Origin of the sequence: Delftia sp. WSY_7 (assembly GCF_043104845.1) — a bacterium.
Lineage (GTDB): Bacteria > Pseudomonadota > Gammaproteobacteria > Burkholderiales > Burkholderiaceae_C > Comamonas > Comamonas tsuruhatensis.
The window spans coordinates 959,325-971,837 of record NZ_JBICLB010000034.1 but is presented as its reverse complement, the minus strand read 5'-3'; the positions used below and the strand labels follow the sequence as shown (position 1 = coordinate 971,837).

Below are 12,513 nucleotides of genomic sequence, written 5' to 3'. Positions count from 1 at the left end.
ATGTTCCATATCGTTCTCGTCGCGCCGGAGATCCCGCCCAATACCGGCAATGTGATCCGTCTGGCCGCCAACACAGGCTGCAGCCTGCACCTGATCGAGCCGCTGGGCTTTTCCATGGAAGACCGCCTGATGCGCCGCGCCGGCCTCGACTACCACGAGTACGCGCCCGTGCGCCGCCATGCCGACTGGCAGGCCTTCCTGCAGGACTGCCGGCCGGACCGCCAGCGCATGTTCGCCATGACCACGCACAGCAGCAGCCCCGCCCACGCCATCGGCTTCCAGCCCGGCGACTGGCTGGTGTTCGGCTCCGAAAGCAAGGGCCTGCCCGCCGAGGTGCGCGAGCAGTTCCCGCCGCAGCAGCGCCTGCGCCTGCCCATGCTGCCGCAGCAGCGCAGCCTGAACCTGTCCAACGCCGTGGCCGTGACGGTGTTTGAAGCCTGGCGCCAGCAGCAGTTTGCCGGCGCCGCACTGGCCGAGGGCGCGCCCGGCGCGGCCTGAGCGACCGGCCCGGGTCGGCGGAAAGTTCCCCGCCGATTGTTTCAACCGCTGAAAAAGCGCATTGCCAATCCAAGGGTTTATCCCGATTCCACACCGTCCTACATTTGAGTCATGGGCTCTACGTTACCAAGCGATTTCCGCAAGGAACGCCCTGTCCCAGAAACAAAACAAAGGACTTGAATCATGAAGAACACCCGCCGTTTTGCCGTCCTGGCCGCCCTCACCGTTTCCGCCTTCGCCGCCCAGGCCGCCGGCTTCGACTACGCCGACAACAGCAGCTACCCGCCCGAAGTGAAGACCCAAAGCACGCTGACACGTGCCCAGGTCATGGCCGACCTGAAGGCCGCCCAGGCCAATGGCACCATGCCCTCCGTCGCCGAAGGCTACCTGCCCATCCAGAACACCGCCACTGCTGGCGTGAGCCGCGAGGAAGTGCGCCGCGAGGCCGCCGCTGCCGAGCGTTCGGGCCAGCTGAACTTCGGCGCCTGAGCCCCAGACCCCGCAACCGCTGCCACCACGCAGCCAGCCCGCAGGTGCCGCCTGCGGGCTTTTTTCATCGCCGGGCAGCCCCAACATGAAAAGCGCCCCCTTGGGGGGCAGCGGGCCTTGCGCAGCAAGGGTAGCGTGGGGGTCAGTTTTCATTCAGGCCTTGGCACCGTAGTTGCGGGCCACGGACTCGGCCACGCAGGCGGGCTTGTCGGCGCCTTCGCGCTCCACGGTCACCAGCCAGGTCATCTGCAGGCCGCCGGGCTCGATGGGCTCGGCGGCCTGCAGCGTCAGGCGCGCGCGCAGGCGGCTGCCCACGGGCACGGGCGAGGTGAAGCGCACGCGGTTGAGGCCGTAGTTCACGCCCATTTGCGCGCCTTCGATGTGAAAGCAGCTCTGGAAAAACTGGGGAATCAGCGACAGCGTCAGAAAGCCATGCGCGATCGGCGCGCCGAAGGGGCCCTTGGACGCGCGCTCGGGGTCCACATGGATCCATTGCTGGTCGCCCGTGGCATCGGCGAACAGCTGCACCTGCTGCTGCGTGATGGTGATCCAGTCGCTGACGGCGACTTCCTGCCCCACGCAGGCACGCACTTCGGAATAGGAATGGAAGGTTTTCATGCCCCAAATGGTAGGTGCCGGTGCCGCGCGCTCCATGTCGGGCGCGCGACAGCTAGGGTCTGTTGACGTTAATTTGTGGATCGCGTTGCGCGGTTGCGGGGTTGTATGCAAGGCGCTCATGCGCAGCAAGGCCCATGCCTTGCGAGTGTGAGCAACGCGGCAGACGGCCCCGCAACCGCGCAACCCGAAGGGAAGCAGCCTGCCAGCGCGCCACTCGGCGTTGCACTCCTTGTGCGTGTAGGCACACGCACGGCGTCGCGCGCCTTGATTGGCACGCTGGCAGGCTGCTTCGCGACCGCAAATTAACGTCAACAGACCCTTGGGTTAGCCCAGGGAGGGGCTCAGCGCGAGGCGCGCTGCACGAAGAACAGCCCCGTGCCCACGGCCATCAGCAGCGCGCCGAAGACCCGGTTCTGGCTGCGCACGGCACGCGCGCTGCGCATGAAGCCGCGCAGCGCGCTGGCGCTGGCCGCATAGCCGTGCATGACCATGGTGTCCACGGCCAGCATGGTGGCGGCCAGGATCAGCAACTGCAGCCACAGCGGGCGGCTGGTGGTCATGAACTGGGGCAGCACGGCCACCATGAAGATGATGCCCTTGGGGTTGGTGGCGTTGGTCAGGAAGCCCGTGAGCACGCGGCGGCGCACGCTGAGCTCGGGCATGGATTCCTGGGTGGCCAGGGGTGCGGCACCCGAGCGCCATTGGCTGATGCCCAGGTAGATCAGGTAGCACGCGCCGACGATCTTCACGGCGTTGAACGCCCATTCGGAGGCCAGCAGCAGCGAGCCCACGCCCGCGCCGGCGATCAGCAAGATGGTCAGCAGCCCCAGCTGCAGCCCGAAGATGGTGGCGCTGCTCTTGCGCACGCCATACGACAGGCCATGGCTCATGGACAGCACGGCGCCCGAGCCCGGGGAGACCGCAATGATCCAGCAGGCCACAAAGTAGGCGATCCAAGTGTGCCAATCCATGCCAAACACCTTAAAAATACGGAGCAGGCCGGCATCTTAAAACTGTGCAGCCGATGTGGCGCACTGCCGCGGCAAAGCCGGATGGGGCGGTGAAGCATTCGGTGGCATTTTTCATCGCCGGGCCGCCCCAAGATGAAAACGGCCCCCTCGGGGGGCGCCCGGCCAGGGGCAGCGGACCTTGCGCAGCAAAGGGAGCGTGGGGGGGCATTTTCAACCCTGTCAGAAAGCTGACCCGGCTGTGAGAGTGACACAATCAATCATCCCAGGGTAAACACCAACTCCAAGATCCCGAGCTTCCATGGAACACAGCGCCCCCATCTGGCTGACCTACGGCTTTCTCTATCTCACCGCCGCCGTGCTGGCCGTGCCCATAGCGCGTGCCCTGGGCCTGGGCGCCATCATTGGCTACCTGGGTGCCGGCATTGCCATGGGCCCCTGGGGACTGTCGCTTGTCAGCAATGTGGATGACATTCTTCACTTTGCCGAGTTCGGCGTGGTGCTGATGCTGTTCGTGATCGGGCTGGAGCTGCAGCCCAGCCGCCTGTGGGAGCTGCGCCGGCCCATCCTGGGATGGGGGCTCGCGCAGATGCTGGCCTGCACGGGCGTGCTGTTCCTGGCGGCCTGGGCCTTCGGCTTTTCCTGGCGCGTGAGCCTGATCGCGGGCATGGGCCTGGCCCTGTCGTCCACGGCCATCTGCCTGCAGGTCATGGCCGAGCGCAACCTCATGCGCACGCCCAGCGGCCAGGCCGGCTTTTCCATCCTGCTGTTCCAGGACGTGGCCGCCATTCCCATCCTGGCGCTGATCCCCATCCTGGGCGCGGTCAAGGCCGCCAATGCCACGCACACCGACAGCCACCTGTGGCTGCAGGTGCTCAAGACCGTGGGCACCATCGCCGCCGTGGTGGTGGGCGGCCGCCTGCTGCTGCGCCCCCTGCTGCGCTGGATCGCCCGCAGCCGCACGCCCGAGATCTTCACGGCCACCTCGCTGCTGCTGGTGGTGGGCATTGCCATGCTGATGGTGCAGGTGGGCCTGTCCATGGCGCTGGGAGCCTTCCTGGCCGGCGTGCTGCTGGCCGACAGCGAGTACCGCAGCGAGCTGGAGACCAACATCGAGCCCTTCAAGGGCCTGCTGCTGGGCCTGTTCTTCATGGCCGTGGGCATGAGCATCGACTTCGGCGTGCTGCTGCGCGCGCCCTGGGCCATGGCGGCCATGGTGCTGGGCTTTCTGGCGCTAAAGGGCGCCGTGCTCTACACCCTGGCCCGCGTGCTGAAGCTGCCCTGGCGCGAGCGCCCGGTGTTCACCCTGCTGCTGGCCCAGGGCGGCGAGTTCGCCTTCGTGGTGTTCCAGACGGCGGCGCAGTACAAGGTGTTCCACCACAGCATCTCGTCCATGCTGGTGGCCGCCGTGGCCCTGTCCATGCTGATCGGCCCGCTGGTGCTGGTGCTGATGGACAAGCTGCTGCTCAAGCGCTTTGCCGACATGAAGGATTGCCAGGTCGACGGCGCGGGCCAGGCTGCCAGGGCCCATGAAATCTCGGAGCCGCAGGACGCGCAGATCATCATTGCGGGCTTTGGCCGCTACGGCCAGATCGTGGCGCGCGTGCTGCTGACCCAGGGCGTGCCGGCCACCATCCTCGACCACAGCGTGGAGATGCTGGAAGTGGCACACACCTTCGGCTACCGCGTGTTCTTCGGCGATGCCACGCGCATGGACCTGCTGCGCATTGCCGGCGCGGACAAGGCGCGGGTGCTGGTCATTGCCGTGGACTCTTCCGAGCAATCGCTGAAGATCGCCGCCCGCGTGCGCAAGCGCTTTCCGCACCTGGAGATCGTGGCCCGCGCGCGCGACATGGCCCACTGGTACCAGTTGCGCGACCTGGGCGTGCACCATGTCGAGCGCGAAGTCTTCGAGTCCAGCCTGGTCTCGGCACGCACCGTGCTGGAGCTCGCTGGCCACAGCCCTGCCGAGGCCCGGCGCACCACCGCGCGCTTTCGGGAGCACAACCTGCAGCTGATCGAGCGCATGTACCCCCACCACAAGGACCAGGCCCAGCTCATCGCCGTGGCCAAGCAGGGCCGCCAGCAGCTGGTCGAGCAGATGGCCAAGGAGCGGCAGGAGGCCCAGGCGCAGCAGGAGAAGGACCAGGCGCCGCAGGAAACCCCGCCCCCGCCCACCCCCTGAAAACCGGGCCTCAGGACGCGCCCAGCGCCTGCACCATGTGGTCCACGAACTGCGCCAGCTTGGGCAGTTGGCGGCGGTCCGGCAGATAGACCAGGTGCACCGGGCGCGGCAGTGGCACGCAGTCCTGCAGCACGGGCACCAGCCGGCCCGCGGCCATGTCGGCGGCCAGCAGCACCTCGGGCTGCAGGATCAGGCCCAGGCCGCGCAGCGCCGCATGGCGCAGCCCGTCGCCGCTGTTGCAGCGCAGGCGGGCATCGTCGGGCCACTGCACCGGCGCCGAGCCGTCGCCGCGCAGAATCCATTCCGAGCGGCGCTGCCAGACCGCGTAGCTCAGGCAGTCATGGCGCGCCAGATCGCCCACGCCACGCGGATGACCGCGCCGCCGCAGGTACGAAGGCGCCGCCGCGATCACCATGCGATAGGGCAGCAGCGGCCGCGCCACCAGGCCTTCGCCGCCCACGGGGCCGATGCGCACGGCCACGTCGATGTTCTCGCCCACCAGGTCGACCATGCTGTCGCTCAACTGCAGGTCCACGCGCACCAGCGGATGGGCCAGCTGGTAGTCGGCCACCAGCGGCGCGATCACATGGTTGCCCAGCGTGGTCGGCGCGCTGATGCGCAGCAGGCCCTGCGGGGCACTGCGGCTGCGCTCCACGGCCGACTCGGCCCAGCGCAACTGCTCGAAGACCTGGCGGCTGTCCTCGTAGAAGCTGCGCCCCACCTCGGTCAGGCTGTGGCGCCGCGTGGTGCGCTGCAGCAGGCGCGCGCCCAGATGGGCTTCCAGTTGCTGCACATGCTTGCCCACCATCACGGCCGAGATGTCCAGGCGCCGCGCGGCCTGGGCAAAGCTGCCGTCCTCGACCACGGCCATGAAGACCTCCATATTGCGCAGCTTGTCCATGGATTGCCAACCAATGCTTAGGAGTACAAAAAGATCCGGCTACTTTATGCCATCCATGATTTGCAAAACACTGGAGGCCTGTTCACTCCTTCCGAAAGAAAACCGCATGAAGATCCTGCTCATCGGTGCCACCGGCACCATTGGCCGCGCTGTCCACGCCCTGCTGGCCCCGCGCCATGAGATCGTCACCGTGGGCCGCAACAGCGGCGACCTGCGCGCCGACTTCACGCAGCCCGAAACGCTGCAGAAAATGTTCGAAGCCGCCGGTCAGGTGGACGCCATCGTCAGCACGGCCGGCAAGCTGCACTTCGGCCCGCTGTCCGAGATGACGGCCGAGCAGTTCAACTCCGGCCTGCAGGACAAGCTGCTGGGCCAGGTGCGGCTCGCCCTGCTGGGCCAGCGCTGGCTGCGCGACGGCGGCTCCATCACGCTGACCAGCGGCGTCGCCGCCACCGAGCCCATCCGCCACGGCGCCAATGCATCGACGGTGAATGCCGCGCTGCACGGCTTCGTCACCGGCGCCGCCGTGGAACTGGGGCGCGGCCTGCGCATCAACGCCGTGAGCCCCACCCTGCTGACCGAATCGGCCCAGGCCTATGGCTCGGTCTTCCCCGGCTTCGAGACCGTGCCCGCCGCCCGCGTGGCCCTGGCCTACCAGCGCAGCGTGGAAGGCGCCCAGACCGGCAGGGTCTTCGAGGTGCTCTGACCTCTTCTTGCGGCGGGCCCTCGGCAAAGTCCTTGCGTGCCCGCCCAAAAGGGCCGCGTGCTACGCTGCGCGCCACCATGTTCAACCCCACCCAAGCCGATGTGCGGCGCTTTTTCTGCGGCGTGCGCACCAAGATGCTGAGCGGCGCGCCGATGGAGGCCATAGAGACGCTGGCCAGCCTCTGGATCGCCGAGCATCCCGAGTATTTCGATGACCTTGCCGACGTGGACGCCGCCCTGCTGCGCGACTACGACGCCACGCCCGGCGTGACCAATCCGTTTTTGCATCTGTCCATGCATCTGTCCATCAGCGAGCAGTGCAGCATCGACCAGCCGCGCGGCATACGCCAGGCCGTGGAGCTGCTCAGCCGCCGCCTGGACTCGCTGCACGACGCCCACCACGCCACCATGGAATGCCTGGGGCAGATGCTCTGGGAAAGCCAGCGTTCGGGCCGCCCGCCCGATGGCGAAGCCTATATCGCCGCAGTCCAGCGCCGCGCCACGAGTGACGGCGCCAAGGCCACGGGCGGCGCATAGCGCCTCTGTGCATCACCCTCAAGACAAAGCCCGCGATTGCGGGCTTTTGCTATGGGGTATGGGGCTGCGCGCGATTCACTGCGATTTGTGGCCCAGGCGGAAATGGGGCTGCGGCAGGGTCTGCAGCTCGCCATCGAGGCTGCCGATGTAGTTGGCCAGCGCCTTGAGTTCGCTGTTGGTGAACTGCTTGGCAATGCCGGCCATCACGCCGTTGCTGCGGCCGATGTGGGGGTTGCCTTCGGTCTTGTAGGACTTGAGGGCGGAGTACAGATAGTCCGCGTACTGGCCGGCCACCTTGGGGTAGCTGGGATCGATGGGTTTGGAAAAGCCCTGGCCGTGGCAGGATACGCAGGCGCCCTTTTGCAGCAGCGCGGCGACCTGGGTGCTGGGCTCGCGGACCTTGGCGTCGGCGGCCTTGGCCACGCCATGCTCGGCGTAGTAGGCCGCCACGTCGGCCATGTCCTGCTCGGTCAGCGGATCGGCAATGCCGCGCATGGTGGGATGCTTGCGTTCGCCCTTCTGGTAGGCCTGCAGCGCGGCCACGATGTAGGGTGCGCCCTGGCCGGAAATCTTGGGGACCTTGTACACCTCGGGGAAGCTGGCCTGGTAGCCCTGGATGCCATGGCAGCCAATGCACATGGCGATCTTCCCCTCCCCTGCCTTTGCGTCACCTTTGCTTTGCTGGGCCTGTGCCACAGAGGTCACAGATGCGACAGCCAGCGCCAATACCGTGGTCAAAGTTTTTATCATTTTGCGCGCACAATCCTTCAAGAGTTCTGACGGATGCCTACTGCTGAGCGGGTAGCGCGAACGATTATGGCAGTCACCGTCAAGCGTCCCCATCAATACTTACGCTGATACCGCCCATGAAATTTCAAGGTTCCGAGAACTACGTCGCCACCCAGGATTTGATGCTCGCGGTGAATGCCGCAGCCACCTTGCAGCGCCCGCTGCTGGTCAAGGGAGAGCCCGGCACGGGCAAGACCATGCTGGCCGAGGAAGTGGCCGCCGCGCTGGACATGCCGCTGCTGCAGTGGCACATCAAGTCCACCACCAAGGCCCAGCAGGGCCTGTATGAATACGACGCCGTCAGCCGCCTGCGCGACTCGCAACTGTCCGACATCGACGGCGGCGAGCGCGTCAAGGACATCCACAACTACATCATCAAGGGCGTGCTGTGGCAGGCCTTCACGGCAGACCGGCCCGTGGCCCTGCTGATCGACGAGATCGACAAGGCCGACATCGAATTCCCGAACGACCTGCTGCGCGAGATCGACCGCATGGAGTTCTACTGCTACGAGACGCGCGAGATGATCCGCGCCAAGCACCGGCCGCTGGTGTTCATCACCTCCAACAACGAAAAGGAGCTGCCCGACGCCTTCCTGCGCCGCTGCTTCTTCCACTACATCAAGTTCCCCGACGCCGACACCATGCGCCAGATCGTGGCCGTGCACTTTCCCAAGCTGCAGGGCGAGCTGCTGACCGCCGCGATGAAGGTGTTCTACGACGTGCGCAACCTGCCCGGCCTCAAGAAGAAGCCCTCCACCAGCGAGCTGATCGACTGGCTCAAGCTGCTGGTGGCCGAGGACATTCCCGTGGAGTCGCTGCAGACCGCCGAGGGCAAGGTCGCCGTGCCGCCGCTGGTGGGCGCCCTGCTCAAGAACGAGCAGGATGTGAGCCTGTTCGAGAAGCTGGTCTTCATGAACCAGCGCAACCGCTGAGGCCTGCCATGCCGGATTCCAAGCCCGACACCGAAGGCCCCGACCACGCCGGCGCAGAATCGCGCGTGCCGGCCATCACCGGCCAGGTCACCACCATCCCCGTGGCTGGCGCCGTGGCGCACCAGGGCTTCGTGCAGCCCGTGGTCATGCGCTTCAACGGCGTGCGGCTCGAGCCCCTGGCGCTCAGCCATGAAGCGGGCCTGCGCGAGGCCGTGCAGGACGGCCAGCTGTGGCGCATCCGCGTGACCTCCGCGCCCGAGCCCGACGACGTGCGCGCCTATATCGAGGCCGCGCTGGAGCAGCGCAGCCAGGGCAAGCGCTTCGCGTTTGCCGTGCTCGACGACGACAGCGGCCGCGTGCTGGGCACCAGCAGCTACCACGACATCCTGCCCGAGGTGCGCCGCGTGGAGATCGGCTACACCTGGTACGCGCGCAGCGTGCAGCGCACCCATGTCAACACCTCGGCCAAGCTCATGCTCATGGGCCATGCGTTCGACACGCTGTCCTGCCATGTGGTGGGCTGGCGCACGGACTGCTTCAACTTCGCCAGCCAGCGCGCCATCGAGCGCCTGGGCGCCAGGAAGGACGGCGTGATCCGCGGCCACGCGCTGCGCCGCGATGGCACCATCCGCGACACCGTGATGTACAGCCTGCGCAGCGGCGAATGGCCCGAGTCGCGCGCCCAGCTGCTGGACCAGCTGCAGCGCCATTCGGACGGCAGCACCGCCGTGGCGCGCACATGAGGGCGCGCACGCCGGGCCCTCGGGAGATGCCATGCTGATCGACTTCTTCTACACCATGCGCGCGGCCAAGCTGCCCGTCTCGGTCAAGGAGTTCCTGACCCTGCTGGAGGCACTGCAGGCCGGCGTGGTCGGCCCCAAGAGCGACGACGCCTGGAGCCTGGACGACTTCTACCACCTGGGCCGCACCGTGCTGGTCAAGGACGAGAAGCACTACGACAAGTACGACCGCGCCTTTGCCGCCTACTTCAAGGGCGTGGAGATGGTGGCCGACCTCACGCGCGAAATTCCCCAGGACTGGCTGAAGAAGCTGCTGGAGCGCGAGCTCTCGCCCGAGGAAAAGGCCGCCATCGAGGCCATGGGCTGGGACGAGCTGATGGAGACGCTCAAGAAGCGGCTCGAAGAGCAAAAGGAGCGGCACGAAGGCGGCAACAAGTGGATAGGCACGGGCGGCACCAGCCCCTTCGGCCACGGCGGCTACAACCCGGCCGGCGTGCGCATCGGCGGGCCGGGCCGCAACAAGAGCGCCGTCAAGGTCTGGGAGCAGCGCGCCTACCGCGACTACGACGACACGCAGGAGCTGGGCACGCGCAACATCAAGGTCGCGCTGCGCCGGCTGCGCAAGTTCGCCCGCGAAGGCGGCGAGCTGGAGCTGGACCTGCCCGACACCATCCGCAGCACGGCCGCCAACGCGGGCTACCTGGACATCAAGATGATCCCGGAGCGCCACAACAACGTGAAGGTGCTGCTGCTCATGGACGTGGGCGGCACCATGGACGAGCACGTGCAGCGCGTGGAGGAGCTGTTCTCCGCCGTCAAGAGCGAGTTCAAGCACCTGGAGTTCTACTACTTCCACAACTGCGTCTACGACTTCATGTGGAAGAACAACCGCCGCCGCTTCGCCGAGAAGTTTCCGACCTGGGACATCATCCGCAAGTACAACAAGGACTACAAGCTGATCTTCGTGGGCGACGCCACCATGAGCCCCTACGAGATCCTGCAGCCCGGCGGCAGCGTGGAGTACATGAACGAGGAGCCCGGCGCCGAATGGCTGCAGCGCCTGACGCATGCCTTCCCGCGCTTTGCCTGGATCAACCCCGAGCCGCCCGGCGTCTGGCAGTACCGCCAGAGCATCAGCATCATCCAGCAGCTCACGGGCAACCGCATGTACCCTTTGACACTCAAAGGTCTGGAAGACGCCATGCGCCTGCTGTCAAAATAGGCCGATGCCCAAGCTCCCCCCCGCGACAGCGCCGGCCCGAGGGCCGGCGTTTTTGTTTCTGTTGAGTGCAGCCCTGATGCTCGGCGGCTGCAGCCTCCTGCCGTCCAAGAATGATGACAAGGACACGGACCCGTCGCTGATTGCAGCGACCGGCGACCCGGCCTTCTCCCTTGTCGTCGATGCGCCCAAGGAAGTGCGCGAGCTGCTGGAAAAGCACCTCGAACTGCGCCGCTACCGCTACCAGAGCGACCTGCAGCGGCGCGAGTTGACGCGGCTGCTGGGCGCCACCGACGCCAACGTGCGCGACCTGATCGGCACGCTGGGCTACTTCAGCCCCACGGTCACGGTGGAGATCAAGGAAACGCCCGAATCCGACGAGGCCCCGCTGGAGGTCACCGTCAAGGTGGACCCGGGCGAGCCCGCCACCATTGCGCGCAGCCAGGTGCGCTTTGCGGGCGTCAATGCCGATGATCCCGATGGCGCCTCCCAGCGCGCCACCATCGAAGAGGACTGGCCGCTGCAGCCCGGCCAGCGCTTCAGCCAGGCCAGCTGGAGCCAGGCCAAGAGCCAGGGCCTGCGCACGCTGCAGTCGCGCCGCTACCCGCTGGCGCGCATCGACTCCAGCCTGGCCGACATCGACGCCGACACGCATGAGGCCGATGTCAGCGTGGCCTATGCGCCCGGCCCGGCCTACACCTTCGGCCCGCTGCGCATCGAAGGCGCCCAGCGCTACGACCCCGTGGGCACGGCCCGCATCGCACGCCTGCCCGAGGGCGAGGAATACGACCAGACCGCCCTGGTCGATGCCCAGCTGCGCCTGGCCAGCAGCGGCTACTACGACTCCGTCTTCCTCACGCTGGCCAACGTGCCCCAGCAGGGAGACAGCGCCGCCGAGGATGAGGAGGCCCTCAAGCGCAAGGGCGCCCAGGTCACCACGCCCGTCATCGCCCAGGTGCGCGAGGCCCAGATGCAGAAATGGGTCTTCGGCGTGGGCATGAGCACCGACACCGGCCCGCGCCTGAGCGTGGACCACATCCACAACCGCCTGCCCTGGCTGGGCTGGCGTGCCGTCACGCGCATGCGTTTCGACCGCAAGAACCCGCTGATCTCCACGCAGTGGACCGCCCTGCCCGATGAAACCCTGTGGCGCTGGTTCACCACGGCCAAGGCCGAGCGCGCGCCCTCGGGCGACTTCGATGTCAACAGCCTGCAGCTGCGCGCCGGCCGCACCAAGTCCGAAGACCACATCGACCGCAACTACTACCTGCAGTACGACTACGCCAAGACCCAGGGCGAGGGCGCGCCGCCCTCCAGCTCGTCGGTCACGGCCAACTACGGCTGGACGGGCCGCTACTTCGACAGCACGCTGGCGCCCTCCTCGGGCTTCGGCTTCGCCTGGGAAGTCGGCGCGGGCACCACGCTCACGCCCCAGCGCACACCGTTCGGCCGTGTCTCGGGCCGCTGGCTCAGCCTGATTCCCATCGGCGAGGTCGATCCCGAGACCAAGCGCCGCAGCCGCCTGGCGCTGCGCGCCTCCGGCGGTGCCCTGCTGGCCCGCAAGGATGCCGACCTGCCCGTCACCCAGCTGTTCATCACCGGCGGCGACAACACCGTGCGCGGCTACGGGTACCAGAGCATCGGTGCGCGCACCGACAGCGGCAAGGTCATCGGCGGGCGCTACATGGCCGTGGGCAGCATCGAGTGGCAGCGGCCCATCGTCATCAAGGGCAACACGCAGGACTGGGAGCACGCCGTCTTCCTGGACGCCGGCACCGTGGGCGATGCGCCCGACTCCATGTACATGCGCGTGGGCGTGGGCACCGGCCTGCGCTGGCGCAGCCCCGTGGGCCCCGTGCAGGCCGACATCGCCTGGGGCGCCCAGGAAAAGCAGCTGCGCCTGCACCTGCGCCTGGGCTTCAACTTCTGACC

At 67.2% G+C, this 12,513-nt stretch carries 13 protein-coding genes; 9 read left to right on the top strand and 4 right to left on the bottom strand.

Annotated elements, in window-relative coordinates; genetic code table 11:
- Together trmL and ACF8ME_RS19145 are read left to right on the top strand one after the other, a co-directional pair.
- The gene (gene trmL / locus ACF8ME_RS19150; protein ID WP_016450136.1) at nt 1–498 is read left to right on the top strand and encodes a tRNA (uridine(34)/cytosine(34)/5-carboxymethylaminomethyluridine(34)-2'-O)-methyltransferase TrmL; all 498 of its coding nucleotides are present in this window, start codon (nt 1–3) and stop codon (nt 496–498) included.
- A 183-nt stretch (nt 499–681) separates the two neighbouring features.
- Entirely contained in the window at nt 682–987 is a 306-nt protein-coding gene (locus ACF8ME_RS19145) for a DUF4148 domain-containing protein (protein ID WP_016453737.1), read from the top strand.
- A 153-nt stretch (nt 988–1,140) separates the two neighbouring features.
- On the opposite strand, the gene ACF8ME_RS19140 is transcribed toward ACF8ME_RS19145, so the two are convergent.
- Nucleotides 1,141–1,605, bottom strand: a complete 465-nt coding sequence (locus tag ACF8ME_RS19140) for a MaoC family dehydratase (RefSeq protein ID WP_017406698.1) — start codon at nt 1,603–1,605, stop codon at nt 1,141–1,143.
- Between the two features lie 341 nt (nt 1,606–1,946).
- Complete coding sequence (locus ACF8ME_RS19135) at nt 1,947–2,576, bottom strand: LysE family transporter (RefSeq protein WP_012203595.1); 630 nt, start codon at nt 2,574–2,576, stop codon at nt 1,947–1,949.
- A gap of 298 nt (nt 2,577–2,874) precedes the next feature.
- On the opposite strand from ACF8ME_RS19135, the gene kefC reads away from it, so the two are divergent.
- On the top strand, nt 2,875–4,758 hold the full coding sequence (gene kefC / locus ACF8ME_RS19130; protein WP_392417831.1) for a glutathione-regulated potassium-efflux system protein KefC: 1,884 nt from the start codon (nt 2,875–2,877) through the stop codon (nt 4,756–4,758).
- A 10-nt stretch (nt 4,759–4,768) separates the two neighbouring features.
- Here kefC and ACF8ME_RS19125 read toward each other — a convergent pair whose 3' ends face one another.
- Nucleotides 4,769–5,659, bottom strand: a complete 891-nt coding sequence (locus tag ACF8ME_RS19125; protein WP_160851938.1) for a LysR family transcriptional regulator — start codon at nt 5,657–5,659, stop codon at nt 4,769–4,771.
- A 106-nt stretch (nt 5,660–5,765) separates the two neighbouring features.
- Between ACF8ME_RS19125 and ACF8ME_RS19120 the strand changes: the two genes are divergently transcribed.
- Nucleotides 5,766–6,365: a short chain dehydrogenase gene (locus tag ACF8ME_RS19120; RefSeq protein ID WP_392417829.1), complete on the top strand. Its 600-nt coding sequence runs from the start codon at nt 5,766–5,768 to the stop codon at nt 6,363–6,365.
- A gap of 77 nt (nt 6,366–6,442) precedes the next feature.
- The gene (locus ACF8ME_RS19115) at nt 6,443–6,901 is read left to right on the top strand and encodes a DUF1841 family protein (RefSeq protein WP_016453732.1); all 459 of its coding nucleotides are present in this window, start codon (nt 6,443–6,445) and stop codon (nt 6,899–6,901) included.
- 75 nt (nt 6,902–6,976) lie between these two features.
- Here ACF8ME_RS19115 and ACF8ME_RS19110 read toward each other — a convergent pair whose 3' ends face one another.
- Nucleotides 6,977–7,651 carry a cytochrome c gene (locus ACF8ME_RS19110; protein WP_016450129.1) on the bottom strand — a complete coding sequence of 225 codons (675 nt, stop codon included), beginning with the start codon at nt 7,649–7,651 and terminating at the stop codon, nt 6,977–6,979.
- 116 nt (nt 7,652–7,767) lie between these two features.
- On the opposite strand from ACF8ME_RS19110, the gene ACF8ME_RS19105 reads away from it, so the two are divergent.
- From ACF8ME_RS19105 to ACF8ME_RS19090, 4 genes are read left to right on the top strand one after another with little or no spacing between them, the layout of a single operon-like run.
- Complete coding sequence (locus tag ACF8ME_RS19105; RefSeq protein ID WP_012203589.1) at nt 7,768–8,622, top strand: MoxR family ATPase; 855 nt, start codon at nt 7,768–7,770, stop codon at nt 8,620–8,622.
- An 8-nt stretch (nt 8,623–8,630) separates the two neighbouring features.
- A complete protein-coding gene (locus ACF8ME_RS19100) occupies nt 8,631–9,365 on the top strand; it encodes a GNAT family N-acetyltransferase (RefSeq protein WP_392417827.1) in 735 nt (244 codons plus the stop codon).
- Nucleotides 9,366–9,396: 31 nt separating this feature from the next.
- A complete protein-coding gene (locus ACF8ME_RS19095; RefSeq protein ID WP_012203587.1) occupies nt 9,397–10,584 on the top strand; it encodes a VWA domain-containing protein in 1,188 nt (395 codons plus the stop codon).
- A gap of 4 nt (nt 10,585–10,588) precedes the next feature.
- Entirely contained in the window at nt 10,589–12,511 is a 1,923-nt protein-coding gene (locus ACF8ME_RS19090; RefSeq protein ID WP_392417825.1) for an autotransporter assembly complex family protein, read from the top strand.
- Nucleotides 12,512–12,513 lie beyond the last annotated feature (2 nt).

Bases quoted from the DNA above. Each gene is read 5' to 3' on its own strand.
- kefC (WP_392417831.1), top strand. From the start codon at position 2,875: ATGGAACACAGCGCCCCCATCTGGCTGACCTACGGCTTTCTCTATCTC.
- trmL (WP_016450136.1), top strand. From the start codon at position 1: ATGTTCCATATCGTTCTCGTCGCGCCGGAGATCCCGCCCAATACCGGC.
- ACF8ME_RS19145 (WP_016453737.1), top strand. From the start codon at position 682: ATGAAGAACACCCGCCGTTTTGCCGTCCTGGCCGCCCTCACCGTTTCC.
- ACF8ME_RS19125 (WP_160851938.1), bottom strand. From the start codon at position 5,659: ATGGACAAGCTGCGCAATATGGAGGTCTTCATGGCCGTGGTCGAGGAC.
- ACF8ME_RS19110 (WP_016450129.1), bottom strand. From the start codon at position 7,651: ATGATAAAAACTTTGACCACGGTATTGGCGCTGGCTGTCGCATCTGTG.
- ACF8ME_RS19095 (WP_012203587.1), top strand. From the start codon at position 9,397: ATGCTGATCGACTTCTTCTACACCATGCGCGCGGCCAAGCTGCCCGTC.
- ACF8ME_RS19105 (WP_012203589.1), top strand. From the start codon at position 7,768: ATGAAATTTCAAGGTTCCGAGAACTACGTCGCCACCCAGGATTTGATG.
- ACF8ME_RS19135 (WP_012203595.1), bottom strand. From the start codon at position 2,576: ATGGATTGGCACACTTGGATCGCCTACTTTGTGGCCTGCTGGATCATT.
- ACF8ME_RS19140 (WP_017406698.1), bottom strand. From the start codon at position 1,605: ATGAAAACCTTCCATTCCTATTCCGAAGTGCGTGCCTGCGTGGGGCAG.
- ACF8ME_RS19120 (WP_392417829.1), top strand. From the start codon at position 5,766: ATGAAGATCCTGCTCATCGGTGCCACCGGCACCATTGGCCGCGCTGTC.
- ACF8ME_RS19090 (WP_392417825.1), top strand. From the start codon at position 10,589: ATGCCCAAGCTCCCCCCCGCGACAGCGCCGGCCCGAGGGCCGGCGTTT.
- ACF8ME_RS19100 (WP_392417827.1), top strand. From the start codon at position 8,631: ATGCCGGATTCCAAGCCCGACACCGAAGGCCCCGACCACGCCGGCGCA.
- ACF8ME_RS19115 (WP_016453732.1), top strand. From the start codon at position 6,443: ATGTTCAACCCCACCCAAGCCGATGTGCGGCGCTTTTTCTGCGGCGTG.